Genomic DNA, 20,838 nt, shown 5'->3' with positions numbered 1-20,838 from the left:
TCGGAATGTAAATAGTAGTAACTAATTTTAATTTTAAAGTAATGCCATATTTAAGAATCGTTTTAATTTTATTATTTATTGTTTTAAATACTATCACTGTGTTCGCTCAGGAAAAACCTTTTAACGTAGTTAATATTTCCAAAGACGGATCACAATACATCAAATTCGGAATGAATCTTCAGGTTTGGGGAAGATATGCAGAATTGAACGAGGGCAGCAAAATTGGTACAAATGAAGTTAGTGATACTTACGATATTGTAATCAGACGTTTACGTTTGCAGGCTATGGGAATGCTGACAGAGAATATTTTCTTTCACCTGCAACTAGGTCAGAACAATATTAATTTCACTCAAAATAACGGACCTTCAAATGCACCGCTTTCCGTTATGGATGCTTTAGGAGAATATCACTTCAACGAAAAACTGCATATCGGCGGTGGACTGACGGCCTGGGGAGCAGGAACCTCCCGTTATTCAGCAAACAGTTCTTCATCACACCTTACTCTGGACACACCGATGTATCAGCAGTTTACAAACATTTCATCCACATTTGGAAATAGAAATTTAAGCATTTATGCCAAAGGATATTTAGGCAAGTTTAATTACCGTGCCGCTATTACTAATCCGTACCGAAATACAACAGATAATTTGGGGATAAATTCTTCTGTAAGCACACAAACACCACGAGCGCAATACTCGGGAATTCTGACTTATTCGTTCTTCGACAAAGAATCACTTGAAGATGCTTATCACAAAGGAACCTATTTAGGAACAAAGAAGATCCTGAATATTGCTTTAGGTTATATGACTCAGGCCAAAGCCATGTGGCACTTAACACCCGATACAACGATTGCCTACGACGACATGAAAATCTTAGGCCTGGACGTTTTCTACGACAGCCCTATTGATAACAAAGGCGCCGCCATAACAGCTTATGCAGCCTTCAACAATAACAATTACGGCAAAAACTACATTCAGTCCGTTAACACACCAAATCCTGCCATTGGAGACAATACTTTAATAAATGGTTCAGGCGCCGGATTTATTGGTGTAGGAACTGGAAATATTTATTACGCCCAGTTGGGATATCTTTTTGGGAAATCAGATAATGAAGCCAGAAAAGGCCGTTTTCAGCCTTACGCCGCTACACAAATTGCTGATTTAGAAGCTTTAGACACTCCAATGACCATGTATGAATTAGGCGTGAATTACTACACAACAGGTACTTTGGGGCCAAAGTTCAGTTTAAACTATCAAAACAGAGCCATTTACGACAAAACCCTTCTTGGTGCCTACAAACAAAGTGATCGATTAGGAATGGTTGTTTTACAATGTCAGGTTTCGTTTTAAAAAAAAAATCCAATTAAAAAATCCCAAATTCCAATTGTTACGATTGGGATTTGGGATTTTTTAATTTATTGGAACTTAACTTTAATTTATTTTCCTTTTCTTCTCTTACGCTCTGCTTTAATCATAGACAATTCGCGGCTTGTTTGCCCGGCAACCGAAGTGTTTTCTTCTGCACGACGAATTAGGTAAGGCATCACATCTTTTACAGGTCCAAATGGTAAATACTTCGCAACATTATAACCGTTCTCGGCTAAATTATAACTAATATTGTCACTCATTCCGTACAATTGCCCAAACCAGATTTTAGTATCGTTTTTAGCAATTCCTTTCTCCTGCATCATTTCCATCAATTTATAAGAACTCAATTCATTGTGAGTTCCTGCAAAAATCGACATAATATCAAGGTGCTCTGCCATATAATGAACAGCAGCATCATAATTAATATCTGTAGCTTCTTTAGAGACACAAATTGGCGAAACATAATTCTTCTCTTCCGCACGTTTGTTTTCTTTCTCCATATAAGCACCACGAACCAATTTCATTCCAATAAAGAAACCTTCATTTTTAGCTACTTCATGCAATTTTTTCAAATAATCCAAACGATCCCAACGATACATTTGTAAGGTATTAAAAACAATCGCTTTCTCCTTATTGTACTTGCGCATCATATCGACAACCAAATCATCGGCTGCATCCTGCATCCAGCTTTCTTCACCGTCAATTAGTAAAGCAACATCTTTTCTGTGGGCTTCACTACAAACATGGTCAAAACGAGCTACTACTCTATCCCACTCTGCCTGTTCAGCCGGAGTCAATGTTTGTTTTTCTCCTAATTTTTCATACAATTCAAAACGCCCAAAACCTGTAGGCTTAAATACAGCAAACGGAATCGCCAAACGTTCTTTAGCAAATTCAATGGTTTTTAAAGTCATCTCTAAAGCAGCATCAAACTGCTCTTCCTCTTCTTTTCCTTCAACTGAATAATCCAACACTGATGAAACACCTTTAGTAAACATCTTGTCTACCACTGTAATACAATCGTCTTCGTTTACACCACCACAAAAATGGTCAAAAACAGTTGCACGAATCAATCCTTCTACCGGAAGATTTGCTTTAATAGCAAAATTGGTAACAGCGGTTCCTATCCTCACTAAGGGCTGGCTGTCGATCATTTTAAAAAGAAAATAAGCTCTATCAAGTTCCGTGTCACTTTTTAGTGAAAATGCAACCTGAGTGTTATCAAATATTTTTTCCATTAAGGTCAGTTTTTTATGCAAATATAGATAGAGTTTTGAATATTCTTCACTAATCAGTACCCAATTTTTCAATATCAACAACAACATTGTTACAATTCTATAAATTGTAATATAAGAATTTGCTTCATCCTGCTTTTTTTGAAAGAAAATTCAAAACAAACACCATATACCTTATATAGAATGATTCGTTTTAAAACAAATTAGAACAGAAGTTTGAATATTATTTAGTGAAAAATGCCTTATTTTGCGCTTTCAATTAACTACTGATATATGCAATCCATTCAAGCCAATAATTATCTCGTGCATTTTAACCAAACTGCATACGAAGCTTTAAATAATCACTTAAAAGAAAATAAATATTCTAACTTGTTTATTATAGTCGATAATCAAACCAATGAGTATTGTTTACCAAAGTTCCTTCCTTTACTTGAAACTGATCTGACAATAGAAATTATTGAATTTGAAGCCGGAGAAATTAATAAAAATATCGAAACCTGTATAGAAGTTTGGAAAGTACTTACAGAGCTTGGTGCCGACAGGAAATCACTCGTTATTAATCTTGGTGGCGGTGTTGTAACCGACTTAGGAGGTTTTGTAGCTTCGACTTTTAAACGCGGAGTTGATTTTATTAATATCCCAACAACCTTGCTATCTATGGTTGACGCTTCTGTTGGAGGGAAAACCGGAGTAGATTTAGGAAATTTAAAAAACCAAATTGGCGTAATTAACGTACCTCAAATGGTATTAATTGACACGCAATATCTTGAAACATTACCACAAAGCGAAATGCGTTCCGGTCTGGCCGAAATGTTGAAACATGGTTTGATTTACGATTCTGCCTACTGGAAACAGTTTTTAGATTTAAATGCAATTGATTATGCCGATTTTGACGAGTTGATTTACCGCTCTGTTGAAATTAAAAATGACATTGTAATTCAGGATCCAACTGAAAAAAACATTCGTAAAGCATTGAACTTTGGACACACCTTAGGACATGCTATAGAAAGTTATTTTTTAGAAAGCGAAAGCAAAACGACACTATTACACGGTGAAGCTATTGCCATTGGAATGATTCTGGAAAGCTATATTTCATTACAAAAAGGCTTAATTACAGCAGTAGAATACGCCGAAATTAAAACCGCTCTTAAAAGCATTTACGACGACGTAAAGATTGAAGAAAATGATATTGATCCGATCCTTGAATTGCTTATTCACGACAAAAAAAATGAATACGGTTTAATTCAATTTGCATTAATCGAAGGAATCGGAAAAATAAAAATTAACCAATCGGTTGAAAATAAATTGATTCTAGACGCGTTTCAGGATTATAAATCTTAAACTTTTTTTAATAAAAAAGCTTTGCTTTAGGTATATATTATTTTTTACATTTGCCACGATGAAAACAAACAGTAAACAAAGACATTTTAACTCTTATAGAAACCGCCTCAATAGTTCCTTACTAAGGATGTTGAATCGTTTTTATAATAGTAAAAGTCCGTTTTGTTTTGATGTTTTTTTGTGCTCAAAAGCAGAACACGAAAAACTGCAAATTGTATTTGCTAATATTAGGGTTTGAATCTTAGATTGAACATTTGTCATCTAAAATTAAAAATCACACTCTTAATATTAAAAAATAAATGAATACAAAATATTCTGATCTAATCAATCAAACTTATTACTTTCCACAAGCGGAATTCAAATTAAACAAAGATAACCTTCAATTTCACAACATCGATTTGATGAAATTGGTAGAACAATATGGTACGCCATTAAAGTTTACATATTTACCGCAGATTTCAGAGAACATCAATAAGGCAAAAGCCTGGTTCAGAAAATCAATGGAAAAGAATAAGTATGATGCAAAGTACTACTATTGTTATTGCACAAAAAGCTCTCATTTTGAATACATTATGAATGAAGCTTTTAAAAACAATATTCATATCGAAACATCATCAGCTTTTGATGTTAATATTGTAGAAAATTTACTTGAAAATGGTAAAATCAACAAAAGTACTTATGTAATCTGCAACGGTTTCAAAAGAGACGAATACATTACAAATATTGCAAGATTAATCAACAGCGGACATAAAAACACAATCCCGATTATTGACAACTATGAAGAACTAGACTTACTTCAGTCGGAAATCAAAGGAAAATTCAAAATTGGAATTCGTATTGCAGCAGAAGAGGAACCTAAATTCGAGTTCTATACTTCAAGATTGGGAATTGGATATAAAAACATTGTTTCTTTCTATAAAAAACAAATTCAGGAAAATGATAAACTGGAGCTTAAAATGCTTCACTTTTTTATCAATACCGGAATAAACGATACTTCATATTACTGGAATGAGTTGGTAAAATGTATCAAAGTATACATTGCACTTAAAAAGGAATGCCCTACCCTTGACGGATTAAACATTGGAGGTGGCTTCCCGATTAAAAACTCTCTTGCCTTTGAATATGACTATCAGTACATGATTGATGAAATTATCAATCAGATTAAAATTGCATGTGATGAAGCCGAAGTAGATGTACCTAATATCTTTACAGAATTTGGATCTTTTACAGTAGGCGAAAGCGGTGGCGCTATCTATCAGATTTTGTATCAAAAACAACAAAATGACAGAGAAAAATGGAATATGATTGATTCGTCATTCATTACCACTTTGCCGGATACTTGGGCAATAAACAAACGTTTTATCATGCTGGCAGTAAATCGCTGGAACGATACTTACGAGCGGGTTTTATTAGGCGGCTTGACTTGTGATAGTGACGATTATTACAACTCAGAGCAAAATATGAACGCTATTTACTTACCTAAATACAACAAAGAAAAGCCATTATATATCGGTTTCTTTAATACTGGTGCGTATCAGGAAACTATCGGAGGATATGGCGGTTTACACCACTGCTTGATTCCACAACCTAAACATATCTTAATAGATCGTGACGAAAACGGCATTTTAGCCACAGAAGTTTTCTCAGAACAGCAAACTTCTGACGATGTGTTAAAGATTTTAGGATATACTAAAAAAGTATAAAAAAAAACCTGCCAAATAAAAGTTAATAAATATAAAATTATTAATTTGCAGTATCACTAAAAGGTTAAACTTTTAATTCAAAAAAAAATAAAAAAACAAGAACAAATGAAAGGACCAATCAGTCAGTTTATTGAAAAACATTATTTACACTTCAACTCTGCCTCTTTAGTAGATGCTGCAAAAGCATACGAACAACAATTGGCAAACGGAGCTAAAATGATGGTAAGTATGGCTGGCGCTATGAGTACAGCAGAAATTGGTAAAATTTTTGCCGAAATTATTAGACAAGATAAAGTACAAATTATTTCTTGTACTGGAGCCAATCTAGAAGAAGACATCATGAATTTAGTTGCACACTCTCACTACGAAAGAGTGCCAAACTATCGTGATTTAACACCTGAAGACGAATGGGCTTTATTAGAAAGAGGATTAAACCGTGTTACTGACACTTGTATCCCTGAACATGAAGCATTCCGTCGTTTACAAAAACACATTTACAAAATCTGGAAAGATGCTGATGATAAAGGAGAACGCTATTTTCCTCATGAATTCATGTACAAAATGTTGTTATCAGGCGTTTTAGAAGAATATTATGAAATTGATTTAAAAGACAGCTGGATGTATGCCGCTGCCGAGAAAAATTTACCTATCATTGTTCCGGGTTGGGAAGACAGTACAATGGGAAATATCTTTGCTTCATACGTAATCAAAGGCGAATTAAAAGCCTCTACTATGAAATCAGGAATTGAGTACATGACTTTCCTTGCAGACTGGTATCCAAAAAATAGCACTAACGGAATTGGATTCTTCCAAATTGGTGGTGGTATTGCAGGAGATTTTCCTATTTGCGTGGTACCAATGTTGTACCAGGATATGGAAATGCACGATGTTCCTTTCTGGAGCTATTTCTGCCAAATTTCAGATTCGACAACTAGTTACGGTTCATATTCCGGAGCAGTTCCAAACGAAAAAATCACTTGGGGTAAATTAGACATTAAAACCCCTAAATTTATTATTGAGTCGGATGCTACAATTGTTGCTCCATTAATTTTTGCTTATTTATTAGATTTATAGGATATTTATGAAAAGAGTTATAGTAGACTACGCTAAACTTACCAACGAAATTTTAAACCTTTTGGTAGAGAAATTTCCTGATGGTTATGATGATTCGGATGTAATCCGTTTTAGAAATGCTAAAAACGAATTAGTCGAAGCCGTTGAAGTCCGTACTGAAGACACTATTTATTTGGTAAAAATTAGTACTAAACTTGCAGACCGAATCGAAAATTATGATGAAGATGATGATATCGACGTAGACGTAGATACAATCGAACCTGTTAAGGGGCTTGATCTTGATGACGATATTGACGATGACGATGATGACGACAATCAGGACAAACCAGATGTTGACGGTGGAGATGACGAAGACGATGACGAAGACAAAGAAGATATTGCTGACGATGAAGACGACGAAGACGAAGATTAAGCAATCTTTTTCAAAATAAAAAAAAGGAACTCTATTCGGGTTCCTTTTTTTATTATTCATGATCACTGTATAAAAAATAAGAAAAATACTATATATTTGTTTTTTATTCTTTCTCTATAATAGCCAACACCATGACCTCAGAAATTCTACACGCCAAACTAAAGGAAAATTTTGGATTTGAAAAATTCAGACCCAATCAGGAAACCATAATTAATACCATACTTTCCGGTCAGGACACTCTAGCTATTATGCCTACAGGTGGAGGAAAGTCAATCTGCTTTCAACTACCGGCTTTAGTCCTACCCGGAATCACAATTGTAATTTCTCCTTTGATTGCTTTAATGAAAGACCAGGTAGACAGCTTAAAAACAAATGGCATTAATGCTTGTTACATCAACAGCAGTCAAACCAGTCAGGAACAGCAATTTTATATTGACAATTTAAAATCAAATACTTTCAAATTAGTCTACATTGCTCCGGAAAGCTTATCTTATCTGGATGTTGTTTTCAACGAACTGACCATCAGCTTAATTGCAATTGACGAAGCGCATTGTATTTCTTCCTGGGGCCATGACTTTCGTCCGGCTTATACCAATTTAGGATATTTAAAGAGTCGCTTCCCTTCTACTCCAGTCCTGGCTTTAACTGCCACTGCCGACAAAGCGACCCGAACTGATATCACTAAGCAACTAAAACTAAGAAACCCAAAAACATTCGTAGCCTCGTTTGACCGAAAAAATCTAAGTCTGGAAGTACGCCCGGCACTTGACAGGGTAAAACAAATTATTGATTTCATCGAGAAGAAACCCAATGAATCTGGAATTGTTTACTGCTTAAGCCGAAAAACCACAGAGGAACTGGCTGACAAATTAAAGAAAAACGGAATTACTGCCAAAGCATACCATGCCGGACTCGATAATAAAGTCAGAGCAAAAACTCAGGATGAATTTATCAATGACGATTGTCAGGTAGTTTGCGCTACCATTGCCTTTGGTATGGGAATTGATAAATCCAATGTTCGATGGGTTATTCACTATAATTTACCAAAAAACATCGAGGGGTATTATCAGGAAATTGGTCGTGCCGGTCGGGACGGATTATCAGCTGAAACCGTTTTGTTCGAAAGCTATGCCGATGTAATTCAACTTCAAAAATTTGCCTCCGAAGGATTGAACTCCGATGTACAGCTGGCCAAATTAGAAAGAATGAAACAGTACGCCGATGCCTTAAGCTGTCGCCGAAAAATTCTACTTTCGTATTTTGGCGAACTGGTAAAAGAAAATTGTGGCAATTGCGATATCTGTAAAAATCCTCCCACTTTTTTTGACGGTACCATTCTAGCACAAAAAGCATTGTCGGCAATTGCCCGTTTACAGCAATCTGAGCCTTTGGCCGTAATTGTCGATTTTTTAAGAGGCTCGAGAAACGCGTATATCTACGAAAAAAATTATCAAAGCTTAAAAACGTACGGAATCGGAGCTGACATTTCGTGGTACGACTGGAATCAATACTTAATTCAGTTGATTAATCTGGGATATCTTGAAATTGCCTTTCATCAGCACAATAAAATTTTACTAACCTCTTTCGCAAAAAAAGTATTGTTTGAAGGAGAAAAAGTAAAACTGAATACGGTGATTAAAAAAGCAATTGATAAAAACGAAATCGCAGCAACCAAAACAAAAACAGCCAAAAATTCTCTTTTTGAAATTCTTCGAAAATTGCGCTACGAAATTGCCCAGGAAGAAGAAGTACCGGCTTACGTTATTTTCAGTGATGCCGCTTTGAGACAAATGGAAACATTACGACCAATGAGCGATGAAGAATTTCTCGCCGTCGATGGTGTCGGAAATGCTAAACTTGAAAAATACGGTTCAGAATTTATAAACGCAATTATAGAATTTCAGAAAGCAAAAAAAACAAATACAAAAGTTAAAAAAGAAAGTAATACTTATAAGACTACTTTAGAACTTTTTAGAAATGGCGAAACTGTAACAGAAATTGCAGGAAAAAGAAATTTAGGATATACCACAATTATATCCCACTTAGCCAAACTATATCTAGATGGTGAGGAGATCGATTTGAGTTCATTTGTAACAAACGACGAAGTCAAACAATTACACAAAGCTCAAATTGAATTGGAATATCCTTCTGCATTAAAACCCTATTTTGATCATTTTGAAGAAAAAATGTCTTATGATAAAATTCGTTTAGGTCTTGCTATTGTGGAAAAAAATAAATAATATTCTCGTTTTATTTCATTTCGACCGAAGGGGGAAATAATACAAACAAAACAAAAGTTCGTGAATTCGTGGTTACAAAAATTTATCTCCCGAGCCCCCTCCATCGCGAAGAGAAAAAAATAGCTTAACTGAAAAAAAAAAAATCCTGTGAAATTCAATTCCACAGGATTTTTGTTATACTAGAAAAACACTACAAATATCTTTCTTCAAAAATTTTCTGATGGTGTTTTTGATGACCAATAATGACAAACCCCAAAGCACGAACAGAAATTTGAATATTTGAAGCTGTCCCGATTCTTTTAAGTTGATCTTCGGATAGACTCTTAAAAAACAACAAATTGGAATGTCTCAATGCAGACAATTCCGTCAACAAACTCTGAATACTTCTACTATTTGAATCTGTACTGTTGGCATAATCATCTTCCTCAAAACTCGGTAAAGGCGTCAGATCATTTCTTGAAAATCGCAAAGCGCGATAAGCAAAAATTCGTTCACAATCCATAATATGCTGAATAATGTCTTTTATCGTCCATTTTCCTTCCGCATAGCGATAATCAAATTTATCCATTGGAATATTTTGCACAAATTTTATAAAGTCGTGCAATGAAATTTCCAGTTCTTCAAACAAATTTCCATTTCCGGATGCTTTAATGTAATTGGCATATAAGCCTGAATATTCATTTTCTGTTAATAGGGCTGCGTTCATTTTTTATAATTTTTAAGCGGAGTTTCTACTGGCATTTGTATTTCCAAAAAGCGATCTTGTTACGATTTTCTCATACACTTTAATCAGCTCTTCGTTTACAACACTTTCTTTATTTAGCTCATTAATTCTTAGTAAAGCATATTGTTGTATCGTCAACAGTGGCAATACAATACGTTCTCTTATCTGAATTGATGCTATACCATCAGGATAATTTTCCATCAGTGTTTTATGGCCTGCAATTTTTAACAAAAGGCGTTTGGTTTCTGAAAATTCGTCATAGATAATCTGCCAGAATTCTCCAAATTCAGGGTCATTTTTCATATAAGCCGTCAAAGGTAAAAATGATTTTGCCAATGACATCATACTATTTTCCAATAGCGTTTTAAAGAACAAAGAATTGTGATACAAGTCATGCACTTTATCCCATTGTCCGCTTTCTTCAAAATATTTTAAAGCTGATCCTACTCCAAAGAATCCCGGTACATTTTGCTTCAACTGACTCCAGGAACCTACAAAAGGAATCGCTCTTAAATCGGCAAAATCTAATGATTCCGATTTACTTCTCTTAGATGGACGGCTTCCAATATTAGTTTTCGAGTAATATTTTAACGTACTCATTTTCTCCAAATACGGAATAAACTTAGGATGATTCTTGAAACTCAGGTATTTTTCATATCCTAAATCAGCCAATTGTGTTAGAATTTTGGTCTCCTCTGCGCTCAGCTCGTTTTTCTCTTTACTAAAAACCTGATTAGTAACTCCCGCACTTAACAAATTCTCAATATTATAACGACAGGAATCTAAAGTTCCAAAATTAGAACTGATCGTTTGTCCCTGAACTGTAATCTGGATTTCATTATTCTCTATTTTCGGACCTAAAGACGCATAAAACTTATGCGTTTTTCCACCACCACGAGCAGGAGGGCCGCCGCGACCATCGAAGAAAATTACCTGTATACCGTATTGCCTTGAAATTTCGGTTAGTGAAATTTTTGCCTGATAAATACTCCAGTTCGCCATTAAATAACCGCCATCCTTGGTTCCGTCAGAGAAACCTAACATAATGGTTTGCTTATTCCCTCTGGCCTTAAGGTGTTTAGAGTACTCCGGATTATTATACAGCTGCTCCATAATTTGATGTGCATTCTGCAAATCATCAACCGATTCAAAAAGCGGAATAATATCAACAGTCGGGTTTTCCCAATTGTTCAAACGGATCATTGCGAAAGTTTCCATAACATTCAGTGCACTTTCGTTATTACTAATAATATAACGATTCGCACCAAACTCACCATTTCCTTGCTGAATTGTCTTAATAGTCTGAACAGATTCCAGAGTAGATCTTGTAATCTCGTCTTCAAAATCAGCAGGATTCAAATCTCCTTTTACTTTAGACAAAACTCCTAATTTCTCTTCTTCAGATAAATCAAAGTAATTCTGCGGAAATATCTGTGAACCTGAATCTAAATAATGATTTACAACATCCTTAAATACTGCATTGTGAATTTTACTATTCTGACGAATATCCAAAGTTGCAAAGTGAAAACCAAACAAATTAATTTTTACTAAAAAAGCTTCCAGTTCATCTAAATAAAGAGACTGGTGTTTCTCAATAATAATAGTTCTGATTTTATTTAACTGCGTCAATAATTCTTCTAAAGTAATATAAATTTCCCCTTTAGAATAAAACACAGAACGATAAAGTTTATGTTCAAGTTCAGACACTAAAGTATCTACACCTGAAAATGTTAACTTACGTTTCAAATTCCTCATCTCAACATAGTAACACTTCAAAATTGATGTGCGTAAACGCTCTGCTACTTTTAAAGTAATCTCGGTAGTAACAAAGGGATTTCCGTCACGATCCCCTCCTGGCCAGAAACCTAATTTAATCAATTGATTCTGAATCGCATTTCCCTGAAGAATATTTTTTTGCAAATAATGTACAATTTCGCCGGAAGTTGCGTAGAAAACATTTTCCAAATACCAGATCAAACTCACAGCTTCATCATAAGGATTTGGCTTTTCGTTCTGAATAAAAGGAGTTTTTCCTAACTGCGCCAGCAATTGCTTGATTTTCAACAAATCATTTAAACGAATAGCCTCTGTTAAATCATTAATAATCCCTAAAACCGGTCCCGGATAAAACTGTGTTGGATGCGCTGTTAAAACCGTTCTGACATTAAAGCTTTCCAAAAACTCAATCAACTCATCATTCTTTTCCTTTGCATCTGATTTTTCTTTAATATCCCGTAATGAACCACGTCCTTCCATATTATTAACCTCCGGAAAAGCAGCATCCTCGATAGCATCAAACAATACAATCTGACGTTCAATATATTGAATAAATCGAAACATAAGATCGATTTTATCTTTTTCAGAAGCATCATTCAGATATCGATTAGAGAAAAAATTAACAATTTCCTTAGGCGTTTCCTGTTTCTTAAATCCCGTTTCACAAGTCTCTGTAAATAAAGGAAGTAAGACACCTGTATTGTCAATCGAATCAAAAGGTAATGTTATAAAAACACTGTTATAAATGTGGTATTTTGAAAGAACATCTTGATTAAAACGTTCAATTTTTGGTAACGTGTACATAATCTATTTATAGTTGGTTGGTTAATTGGTCATAAAAAAACCCCAAGAATAAACTTGAGGTTATATTTTAATATAGCATTCAAGAAAATATTACATATTTTTAAAAATAGTATGCATCAAACGCTTCTTATCGTTTATACTTTCTTCTAATGAAATCATTGTTTCAGTTCTGTAAACACCTTCGATATCATCGATCATGAAAATTACTTCTTTTGCATGTTTAGTATCTTTTGCTCTGATTTTGCAAAAAATATTGAATTTTCCTGTTGTTACAGAAGCTACTGTTACGAACGGAATTTGATTTATTCGCTCTAATACAAATTTTGTTTGAGACGTATTGTTAAGGAAGACACCTACATAAGCAATAAATGAATACCCTAACTTATCGTAATCTAAGGCCAATGAAGATCCCATTATTATCCCTGCGTCCTCCATCTTTTTTACTCTAACATGCACTGTACCAGCAGATATCAATAGTTTTTTAGCAATGTCAGTAAACGGAACTCTCGTATTGTCTATTAACATATCTAAAATCTGGTGATCTACTTCATCTAAACGAAATTTACTCATAATTCTTTAATTAATATTACTAATTGCTATTACAAAGTATAAAAATATATATAAAAAACAACAAATTCACATAAAAATTAACTTTTTATCAATCCGTTAACAAATTTAACATTTTTATCTAAACAAAAATCTGCTTTTTGATTCAATTTCGGAAAAGTACCAAAGTCATCCGAATAACTTGCCCCTTTTGCATCGTATTCGTAATGTCCAAAATAATTTTCCAAATCGCCCACTTCAACTATATAGGCATTAAAATGAATCTTATTTTCAATCAATTCTTCTTTGTATTGTGCGACAAAATTCGTAATAATTTCGATACCATCATAATTTATTTTGATATTTTTCCACATAAAATCATAAAAAACCACTTTATTTTGTGAAATATTCAAATAATCATTAATTCTGTTATCAACTAAATCGTTTTCGCTAATCAACTCAAAACTCGAAACAAGCGAGAAGAACAAAAACTTTCGAGTAATTTCGCGCTCGTAATCATTAGGATAATGACCTGCCTCAAATAAAATAGTAGGAACTTCTAAAGACTGAAATGTATCTCCTATACAGTTGATATTAAACGAGTCATCAAAACGACCTACCTGCCCAGGAATGTATTTTTGTAAAACATCATTGATTCCTGCAATGACATTAATTGCCTTTAACCTATTTTCATTCACTTCTCTTTCCTCATTATATGAAGGCGCCAAAAAGGAAAGTGTTGCCGGTTTTCCGATTGAGCCTGCTCCAAAAATGGTGCGCTGATCGTGAAGATTAAAACAAAAATGCGGTTTAAAAACTTCAAATACCTTTCTTAAAACATTACTTTCCGGTTGGGTTAAATTTTGAGAATCACGATTTAAATCTACTTTATTAGCATTCTCACGCGTATAAAGCCTTGCTCCGTCAGGATTCAACATCGGAATACTATAAAAGGTAAACGTTTTGAGCATCTTCTGTGCAAACTCGGAACCGCTGTTTAATACATTTATAAAATCAAAAAGTGCTTTTGTAGTCGTACTTTCATTCCCATGCATTTGAGACCATAGATAAATACGTGTTGCTCCGGTTCCGATTTGATAACTATAGATCGGTTCTCCTAAGACCGATTGACCAATAATCGTTACCTGATTGTCTGTATTTAATTTATCTAATATAGGCTGAATATGATCCAAAGTCAGATAACGACCTTGTATTGTTTGCTCTTTGTGCTGGCTGAATAATTCTTCTAAATTCATCGTGTTTTGATTAGTTTACAAAAGTAAACATCTTTATTTTTACAATTGTAAACGAATTGTAAAGTAATAAATTTAGAATTGTAAACAGTTTTTAACAGCCGTAGGCGTACTTTTCATCATAATTGATTAACATTTGTTATCACTCTAAATACAAAAACACAACTTAATACAATTCAATAAGTTAAATAAATTCATTTAAAGTAGTAGACGCATAATTTAAACCCTAAATTTACGATTTACAACTCTAAAATTGCTTAGCTAGCTACTTTTGATTACATTTGTAAACAGCGAATTTCTAAATAGTAATTTACAATGGTAAACATAGATGATTTTGTAAAACGACTTGAAATTATATTGGATTATTATGCTTTAAACGCTTCTTCTTTTGCAGATAGAATCGGAGTTCAACGTTCCAGTATGTCTCACCTGCTTTCCGGCAGAAACAAACCCAGTTTAGATTTTATACTAAAAATTCAGGAGGTTTTTCCCGATATCGATTTATACTGGATTTTAAATGGTAAAGGAAGTTTTCCAAAAACAGAAGACACTACTGATCCGAAAAAAAACGAATCGCTCTCTGAATTTTCAAAATCTATTACTCCTATTTCATCAGATGAAAATTTTATTTCAGGAAGTTCTGTACCACATAATGAAAGTTCCAAAAGTACACCTTCTACAGAAATTAAAAATCAAAGTTTAAATCCTGTAGAAAATGAAATTGAAAAAATAGTAGTTTTTTATAAAAATGGAACCTTTAAGACTTACGTTCCCTGATTCGAAATTTTCGCGTATTTGAAAAAAAGTTCGATTCATTTCCAAATATGCGATTCTTGCATAACTGCTAAATAAGAAGCAAAAAATTAAAATTGAAATCCGTTTTGCGGAATTTTACCCAAAACCCCTTCATAGTGCTTTTTAAGAATATTCAGATCTGCGTCATAATTTCCTGTTGGAGAAAATGGTTTTCCCAGATTGACTTCTTTTTTTCCCCAGTCAAAAGCTACAGGTACAATGGGTACATTGGCTTTAAGAGCGATGTAATAAAAACCGCTTTTTAATTCTTTCACTGCTTTGCGCGTCCCTTCCGCTGCTACAGCTAATCGAAAAACCTCTTTTCTTTCAAAAATTGCAGCGATCGACTCAACTTTATTCAATCCGCCAGTTCGGTCTATAGGTTCTCCTCCTGCGCTTCTGAAATAATACCCAAAAGGAAAACGAAATAATTCTTTCTTTCCTACCCAGTTCATTTGTAAACCGGAAATTCCGCGTGTAAAAATTCCTAAATAAAAATCATGGTTGCTTGTATGAGGCATCACCATCATCACACATTTTTTTACTTCAGCATTTTCAATTCCCACAATTTTCCAGCCCATTAGCTTAAAAAAGATGAATTTGTACAATCGCTTTTTCATTAATTTATTTTTTACTGCAAAATAAAAGATTTAAAGTGGTATTTTTGAGTAAAAGCATTTAAAATGATCCAAAAATTGTTCAGTTATATTGTTCCTATAAAAATATTCAAAAAAAAATCACAAAGAAGCAAAATCATTGAAGTTACCTGGGCTAACGGCGAGTTGGTCCTTGATTCTGAAAACACCAATTACTCCTACGGAAGTTTGCAGCGTATATTAAGATACGGACTTCGAAATATTGGCTATGATGCCATTCTTAAAATGGATCACATATTACTATTAGGTGTTGCCGGCGGAAGCGTAATTAAAACACTGGTAGATGAAATTCAGTACAAAGGCAAAATTACCGGTGTAGAAATTGACCCGGACATCATAAAAATCGCAAACGAATATTTTAATCTTGACCAGATCAAACAACTGGAAGTTATAATTGATGACGCTTTTGAGTTTGTTTTAAAAACAAAAAATAAATATAATCTAATTATTATTGATATTTTTGAAGACATTAAAATGCCCAATTTTCTGTTTGAAAGCTTTTTTAGCGAACGCATTTGTTCACTGTTACAAAGTCACGGATTTGTTTTGTTTAATACCATGATTTTAGACGAGGCGCACAATGTTCGAAACCGAAAATACATTTCTGAAATTAACCCCAAACTGTTTACTTCAAAAATGCTCCCACGAGTAGAAGTCCACAACGAATTAATAATTATCGAAAAAGTAGTTTAAACTTATGAAACCTCTTGCCTCTATTTTAAAAGCCTTACCTCCTACTAAAGTAATTGATTCCACCATTGACATTTCAAAATACATCCCTTTAGATTTGTCTGTAACCAATCAGGAACTTGCCGAGTTCAAACCTACCAACACCAAAGAATTTGAAGATTTCATTGCAACTTACCTGGAGAAAAATGATGCCGAAGTAGCTTACGGCGGCTATATCGAGGGACGAACAATATACCAGCGCAGTACTATTTTTAAAAATAGTAACATCCCGGAACGCAACATCCATATTGGGCTGGATTTATGGACCAAAGTAAATACAGCGGTACTGGCACCACTTGACGGAAAAGTACACAGCTTTAAAAACAATATAGGTCTGGGCGATTATGGCCCAACCATAATTTTAGAGCATCGAATAGAAAATGAAAAATTTTATACTTTATACGGGCATTTATCGTTAGAAAGTATAGAAAACCTTAGTGTTGGGACATTTTTTCATAAAGGCCAAAAAATTGGAACTTTAGGAAGCTCCTCTGTTAATGGAGATTACGCTCCACATGTTCACTTTCAGATTATACGAAACATCGAAACGTATTCAGGCGATTATCCCGGCGTCTGCAATACAAATGACCTGAATTTTTACATTGAAAACTGTCCTGACCCCAACTTATTATTAAAAATTACTTAAATAGTTATGAAGAAAGCAGGATTGATTATATGTTTGTTGTTATTAATTGGATGTAAATCGAAAACGATCAATAGAGATACTGAAGATTTAAAAATTAAAAAAGTCACTGCTGCCGAAATAAATTCCAATCAGCAGAGAAAAGCGTATGAGTTAGGAAAAAGAGTCTTAGAAACCTGTAATTCCTCAAAATTCAAGCCTTTTAATGAAACGGAAGTTACCAAGTCGGTTATGGAAAATACGACCGAAGATCGTTTAACCAAAACCTGTCAAAGATTTAGACAGTACTACGGAAATTTCATCGATTTAAAACTTGATGGTGTTTACAAAACCAAACATGAGGTTATTTATCGATACCATGCGCAGTATACCAAAAAAGTGGCCAACAAAGAATTGCGCGTTTTTGTAAACGAAGACAATTTGATTTCAGCCATAAAGTCAATGGATTGGGACGAAAAATTTGATTCAAAAATAACAGAACAATAAAGTAAAACCTATGAATTTAAAACTTCCTCTTTTAATATTACTGTTAATTTCCGGTTTCGTAAGCGCACAGCAAACTATAATTGTAAAGGGTTCGAAACCATTTCCTGCAACAACTGCCTATACTTTTATTTGTGAAAAGTATGTTTTTACCGGAGAAACAGAGGTTCAGATTGCCAAAACAGACAAAGGAGGGGTTCTAAAACTAAGCATAGGAATTTCTAACGACAAAACCCAAATCTCAGGTGGCGTATATGTTGATTTAGTCAATGGAGACGTAATTGCCTGTGTAGATAAAAATATCAAAGAAACCCTTGACGGGAAAACTACATCTTATTACTATTTCACTCCTTCCGAAATGAATAAGCTAAAAAAAACTGATATTAAAGCCATCCGGTTTATTATCAAAGGTAACACTACAGCATTTGGAGATCAAACCGGATATTTTACGGCTCTGAACAGAATGGCGTACTTCTCAACAGCATTTGATAAATCTAAAAAAACATTTGACACTGCAGCAGCAATTAGTACTTTATAAGTATTTATTTTAACCTAATAAATCTTATTTTTACAATCTAAACATTATTCTCCATGAATCCGAATGAAGCCTTAATTACAAAATTCTATACCGCTTTTGCCAATTCCGACGCCAAAACAATGAGTGAATGCTATCATCCTAAGATTCATTTTATTGATCCTGCTTTTGGCTTACTAAAAGAAGATCAGGTTTCTAAAATGTGGGAAATGTTGATTTTAAAAAGCAAAGGCAATATTAAAATTGAATTTTCAGATATTAAAGCAGACGATTTTTCAGGTACTGCCAAATGGGTTGCAACTTATAATTTTAGTAAGACCAATCGAAAAGTTATCAATCGAATTTCTGCTGAATTTGCTTTTCAGGACGGTTTAATCATCAAACATACAGATAGTTTTGATGTCTGGAAATGGTCGAAACAGGCTTTTGGTTTTACCGGATATTTAATGGGCTGGACAGGATTTTTTCAAAGCAAAATTCAGGAACAGGCACTGTTGTCCCTAAAAAAGTTTCAGGAATCCAAATAATTTTCTTAAATTGAAAATTCAAATATGCACATTAGCTAAAATTTCGTTTTAGTTTCTATTCAACTACCCGCCTCTTTTATTAGAATTCGCTTGTCTGTTACTATTTTTTTGGAGTTAATCGTGTTGTAAATCTTGAATCTCTATGAAAGAAATTGTACACAAAAAATTAAATCAATTACAGGCAACAGCAATTTGCGGAAATGATATTAGTTCTTCCTGTTTATACGTTTCAGCTCTTACCATTTTATATGCCGGGCAGTACGCCTGGATTTCTCTTTTAATTGTTGCAGTCGTTTTATTCTTATTCCGAAAAATTTACGGAGAAGTTGTAGGCGCAATTCCACTAAACGGAGGGGCTTACAACGTTCTGCTCAACACTTCTACCAAACGTTTGGCTTCTTTGGCTGCTACCTTAACTGTTTTGTCTTATATGGCAACAGCAGTGATTTCGGCTTCAGAAGGCATGCACTATTTGCATGGGATTTTTGAAAGTCTAAATGTGACCGTGGCAACCATCGTTGTTTTGGTCCTTTTTACAGGGCTAGCCATATTAGGCATTGGAGAATCGGCTTTTGTAGCCGTAATTATCTTTATCACCCATTTAGCCACTTTAAGCCTACTTGTACTGGCTTCGCTTTGGTTTATCCTGAATAACGGTTTAGAAACTTTTCACATCAACTGGCAAACACCCATCGCTTATGGAAATATTAAAACGGCTTTGTTTTTAGGCTTCTCAGCTGCTATGCTTGGGATCTCGGGCTTTGAGAGTTCCGCCAACTTTGTAGAAGAACAGCAAGCGGGAGTTTTTCCGAAAACGTTGCGCAACATGTGGGCCATTGTTAGCTTTTTCAACCCGGTAATCGCCATTTTGTTAATCAGTATCATTCCGTTAACCGAAGTGGGTGCTAATAAAGAATCGCTACTGGCTCATTTGGGACAAACAACAGGAGGGGCATGGCTCGCATGGCTTATTTCTATTGATGCCGTTTTAGTTTTATGCGGAGCCGTATTAACTTCCTTCGTGGGAGTTTCAGGTTTATTAAATCGAATGACCTTAGACCGAATTCTACCCAACTATTTTCTGAAACAAAACAAGCGAGGATCTCACTACCGCATTGTGATTAGCTTCTTGGTGCTGTGCATTTCGGTACTTTTTGCAACAAATGGACACTTAGAGTCTTTAGCGGGAGTTTACACATTCTCTTTTCTTGCGGTAATGGCCTTATTTGGAATTGGGAATTTACTACTAAAATTCAAACGTCGAAAACTACCCCGTCCAGAGCGCGCACGAGGAATCTCTGTAGTCGTTGCCGTTTCTTTTATTATTGCAGCTTTCATCGGAAACATGGAACTCAACATCAATGCTTTCTATACCTTTTTGAAATACATGGTTCCTTCCCTGCTCTTCATTGGCATCATGTTAAATCGTGTCATTCTAATAAGACTTTTAATTGAAGCTCTGGAGTATTTTTACCAGCCCTTACGACGAATGGTGATCATAAGTAATCGGTATTTACAAAAAATGAGTGTACAGATCAACTCGCAGGAATTTGTCTTTTTTACCAAAGGTGACGATATTGCAATCCTGAATAAAGTATTACAATATGTTGAAAACAATGAAACGACCAAAAAACTAAAAATCGTTTACGTTAAAAATGGTCCTTCAAACAACGAAGAATTAATAAAAGATCTGGAAGTTTTGGATCGTGCCTACGATGATATTGACATTGAATACCTTGAAATACAAGGTGTTTTTGGCCCTGAAATTATCGACGAACTTTCTATAAAATGGAATATCCCTAAAAACTTTATGTTCATTGGTTCACCGGGAAACAAATTCTCTTACCGAATTTCAGATCTGGGCGGAGTTCGCTTGATTATGTAGATCGTGAAACAAAAATTTAACCGCAAAGAACACAAAGTTTTTTAAATATTAGATTTTAAATAAACGCAAAGTCCGCAAAGTTAAATGTATATAACTCTGCGGACTTTGTA

Annotated in this window: 19 protein-coding genes; 13 read left to right on the top strand and 6 right to left on the bottom strand. The window is 34.4% G+C overall.

The genetic code is table 11. The annotated features are described in order from the left end of the window. The first annotated feature begins 41 nt into the window (after nt 1-41). Complete coding sequence (locus OGZ34_RS14985; protein ID WP_263360735.1) at nt 42-1,349, top strand: OprO/OprP family phosphate-selective porin; 1,308 nt, start codon at nt 42-44, stop codon at nt 1,347-1,349. Between the two features lie 86 nt (nt 1,350-1,435). On the opposite strand, the gene OGZ34_RS14980 is transcribed toward OGZ34_RS14985, so the two are convergent. Then, complete coding sequence (locus tag OGZ34_RS14980; protein ID WP_263360734.1) at nt 1,436-2,605, bottom strand: proline dehydrogenase family protein; 1,170 nt, start codon at nt 2,603-2,605, stop codon at nt 1,436-1,438. A 270-nt stretch (nt 2,606-2,875) separates the two neighbouring features. Here OGZ34_RS14980 and aroB point away from each other — a divergent pair, with 270 nt between their 5' ends. The 5 genes from aroB to recQ all read left to right on the top strand — a co-directional run bounded on the left by aroB (nt 2,876) and on the right by recQ (nt 9,372). Then, nucleotides 2,876-3,943: a 3-dehydroquinate synthase gene (gene aroB / locus OGZ34_RS14975; protein ID WP_263360733.1), complete on the top strand. Its 1,068-nt coding sequence runs from the start codon at nt 2,876-2,878 to the stop codon at nt 3,941-3,943. 299 nt (nt 3,944-4,242) lie between these two features. Further along, nucleotides 4,243-5,646: a type III PLP-dependent enzyme domain-containing protein gene (locus tag OGZ34_RS14970; RefSeq protein WP_173966618.1), complete on the top strand. Its 1,404-nt coding sequence runs from the start codon at nt 4,243-4,245 to the stop codon at nt 5,644-5,646. Nucleotides 5,647-5,751: 105 nt separating this feature from the next. Continuing rightward, a complete protein-coding gene (locus OGZ34_RS14965; RefSeq protein WP_173966619.1) occupies nt 5,752-6,720 on the top strand; it encodes a deoxyhypusine synthase family protein in 969 nt (322 codons plus the stop codon). 7 nt (nt 6,721-6,727) lie between these two features. Beyond that, the gene (locus tag OGZ34_RS14960) at nt 6,728-7,132 is read left to right on the top strand and encodes a DNA primase (protein ID WP_173966620.1); all 405 of its coding nucleotides are present in this window, start codon (nt 6,728-6,730) and stop codon (nt 7,130-7,132) included. Between the two features lie 131 nt (nt 7,133-7,263). After that, the gene (gene recQ, locus OGZ34_RS14955) at nt 7,264-9,372 is read left to right on the top strand and encodes a DNA helicase RecQ (protein WP_263360732.1); all 2,109 of its coding nucleotides are present in this window, start codon (nt 7,264-7,266) and stop codon (nt 9,370-9,372) included. Between the two features lie 190 nt (nt 9,373-9,562). On the opposite strand, the gene OGZ34_RS14950 is transcribed toward recQ, so the two are convergent. The 4 genes from OGZ34_RS14950 to OGZ34_RS14935 all read right to left on the bottom strand — a co-directional run bounded on the left by OGZ34_RS14950 (nt 9,563) and on the right by OGZ34_RS14935 (nt 14,478). Next, a complete protein-coding gene (locus tag OGZ34_RS14950) occupies nt 9,563-10,078 on the bottom strand; it encodes a DinB family protein (protein ID WP_173966622.1) in 516 nt (171 codons plus the stop codon). Between the two features lie 12 nt (nt 10,079-10,090). Next, complete coding sequence (locus OGZ34_RS14945; RefSeq protein ID WP_263360731.1) at nt 10,091-12,676, bottom strand: phosphoenolpyruvate carboxylase; 2,586 nt, start codon at nt 12,674-12,676, stop codon at nt 10,091-10,093. Nucleotides 12,677-12,766: 90 nt separating this feature from the next. Continuing rightward, nucleotides 12,767-13,246, bottom strand: a complete 480-nt coding sequence (locus tag OGZ34_RS14940; RefSeq protein WP_007805990.1) for an Lrp/AsnC family transcriptional regulator — start codon at nt 13,244-13,246, stop codon at nt 12,767-12,769. Between the two features lie 77 nt (nt 13,247-13,323). Beyond that, nucleotides 13,324-14,478 carry a M14 family metallopeptidase gene (locus OGZ34_RS14935; RefSeq protein WP_263360730.1) on the bottom strand — a complete coding sequence of 385 codons (1,155 nt, stop codon included), beginning with the start codon at nt 14,476-14,478 and terminating at the stop codon, nt 13,324-13,326. Between the two features lie 312 nt (nt 14,479-14,790). Here OGZ34_RS14935 and OGZ34_RS14930 point away from each other — a divergent pair, with 312 nt between their 5' ends. Then, nucleotides 14,791-15,252, top strand: coding sequence for a helix-turn-helix transcriptional regulator (locus tag OGZ34_RS14930; protein ID WP_263360729.1), 462 nt, complete (start codon nt 14,791-14,793; stop codon nt 15,250-15,252). An 86-nt stretch (nt 15,253-15,338) separates the two neighbouring features. On the opposite strand, the gene OGZ34_RS14925 is transcribed toward OGZ34_RS14930, so the two are convergent. Continuing rightward, complete coding sequence (locus OGZ34_RS14925; protein ID WP_173966626.1) at nt 15,339-15,890, bottom strand: 1-acyl-sn-glycerol-3-phosphate acyltransferase; 552 nt, start codon at nt 15,888-15,890, stop codon at nt 15,339-15,341. Nucleotides 15,891-15,953: 63 nt separating this feature from the next. On the opposite strand from OGZ34_RS14925, the gene OGZ34_RS14920 reads away from it, so the two are divergent. From OGZ34_RS14920 to OGZ34_RS14895, 6 genes are all read left to right on the top strand, one after another. Further along, nucleotides 15,954-16,619: a spermidine synthase gene (locus tag OGZ34_RS14920; protein ID WP_173966627.1), complete on the top strand. Its 666-nt coding sequence runs from the start codon at nt 15,954-15,956 to the stop codon at nt 16,617-16,619. 4 nt (nt 16,620-16,623) lie between these two features. Further along, the gene (locus tag OGZ34_RS14915; protein ID WP_263360728.1) at nt 16,624-17,301 is read left to right on the top strand and encodes a peptidoglycan DD-metalloendopeptidase family protein; all 678 of its coding nucleotides are present in this window, start codon (nt 16,624-16,626) and stop codon (nt 17,299-17,301) included. A gap of 6 nt (nt 17,302-17,307) precedes the next feature. Next, a complete protein-coding gene (locus tag OGZ34_RS14910; protein ID WP_173966629.1) occupies nt 17,308-17,784 on the top strand; it encodes a hypothetical protein in 477 nt (158 codons plus the stop codon). 10 nt (nt 17,785-17,794) lie between these two features. Beyond that, a complete protein-coding gene (locus OGZ34_RS14905) occupies nt 17,795-18,319 on the top strand; it encodes a hypothetical protein (protein ID WP_263360727.1) in 525 nt (174 codons plus the stop codon). A 53-nt stretch (nt 18,320-18,372) separates the two neighbouring features. Then, nucleotides 18,373-18,843 (top strand): nuclear transport factor 2 family protein, encoded by a 471-nt coding sequence (locus OGZ34_RS14900; RefSeq protein WP_263360726.1) that lies wholly within the window; start codon nt 18,373-18,375, stop codon nt 18,841-18,843. A gap of 142 nt (nt 18,844-18,985) precedes the next feature. Continuing rightward, nucleotides 18,986-20,728 carry an APC family permease gene (locus OGZ34_RS14895; RefSeq protein ID WP_263360725.1) on the top strand — a complete coding sequence of 581 codons (1,743 nt, stop codon included), beginning with the start codon at nt 18,986-18,988 and terminating at the stop codon, nt 20,726-20,728. Nucleotides 20,729-20,838: the final 110 nt, after the last annotated feature.

The sequence above is a fragment of the Flavobacterium collinsii genome (assembly GCF_946903285.1).
In the GTDB taxonomy this organism is placed as follows: domain Bacteria; phylum Bacteroidota; class Bacteroidia; order Flavobacteriales; family Flavobacteriaceae; genus Flavobacterium; species Flavobacterium collinsii.
This window is presented reverse-complemented; position numbering and strand designations above follow the sequence as displayed.

Bases quoted from the DNA above. Each gene is read 5' to 3' on its own strand.
- OGZ34_RS14945 (WP_263360731.1), bottom strand. From the start codon at position 12,676: ATGTACACGTTACCAAAAATTGAACGTTTTAATCAAGATGTTCTTTCA.
- OGZ34_RS14900 (WP_263360726.1), top strand. From the start codon at position 18,373: ATGAATCCGAATGAAGCCTTAATTACAAAATTCTATACCGCTTTTGCC.
- OGZ34_RS14950 (WP_173966622.1), bottom strand. From the start codon at position 10,078: ATGAACGCAGCCCTATTAACAGAAAATGAATATTCAGGCTTATATGCC.
- aroB (WP_263360733.1), top strand. From the start codon at position 2,876: ATGCAATCCATTCAAGCCAATAATTATCTCGTGCATTTTAACCAAACT.
- OGZ34_RS14915 (WP_263360728.1), top strand. From the start codon at position 16,624: ATGAAACCTCTTGCCTCTATTTTAAAAGCCTTACCTCCTACTAAAGTA.
- OGZ34_RS14930 (WP_263360729.1), top strand. From the start codon at position 14,791: ATGGTAAACATAGATGATTTTGTAAAACGACTTGAAATTATATTGGAT.
- recQ (WP_263360732.1), top strand. From the start codon at position 7,264: ATGACCTCAGAAATTCTACACGCCAAACTAAAGGAAAATTTTGGATTT.
- OGZ34_RS14935 (WP_263360730.1), bottom strand. From the start codon at position 14,478: ATGAATTTAGAAGAATTATTCAGCCAGCACAAAGAGCAAACAATACAA.
- OGZ34_RS14925 (WP_173966626.1), bottom strand. From the start codon at position 15,890: ATGAAAAAGCGATTGTACAAATTCATCTTTTTTAAGCTAATGGGCTGG.
- OGZ34_RS14980 (WP_263360734.1), bottom strand. From the start codon at position 2,605: ATGGAAAAAATATTTGATAACACTCAGGTTGCATTTTCACTAAAAAGT.
- OGZ34_RS14920 (WP_173966627.1), top strand. From the start codon at position 15,954: ATGATCCAAAAATTGTTCAGTTATATTGTTCCTATAAAAATATTCAAA.
- OGZ34_RS14985 (WP_263360735.1), top strand. From the start codon at position 42: ATGCCATATTTAAGAATCGTTTTAATTTTATTATTTATTGTTTTAAAT.
- OGZ34_RS14940 (WP_007805990.1), bottom strand. From the start codon at position 13,246: ATGAGTAAATTTCGTTTAGATGAAGTAGATCACCAGATTTTAGATATG.
- OGZ34_RS14960 (WP_173966620.1), top strand. From the start codon at position 6,728: ATGAAAAGAGTTATAGTAGACTACGCTAAACTTACCAACGAAATTTTA.
- OGZ34_RS14965 (WP_173966619.1), top strand. From the start codon at position 5,752: ATGAAAGGACCAATCAGTCAGTTTATTGAAAAACATTATTTACACTTC.
- OGZ34_RS14895 (WP_263360725.1), top strand. From the start codon at position 18,986: ATGAAAGAAATTGTACACAAAAAATTAAATCAATTACAGGCAACAGCA.
- OGZ34_RS14970 (WP_173966618.1), top strand. From the start codon at position 4,243: ATGAATACAAAATATTCTGATCTAATCAATCAAACTTATTACTTTCCA.
- OGZ34_RS14905 (WP_263360727.1), top strand. From the start codon at position 17,795: ATGAATTTAAAACTTCCTCTTTTAATATTACTGTTAATTTCCGGTTTC.
- OGZ34_RS14910 (WP_173966629.1), top strand. From the start codon at position 17,308: ATGAAGAAAGCAGGATTGATTATATGTTTGTTGTTATTAATTGGATGT.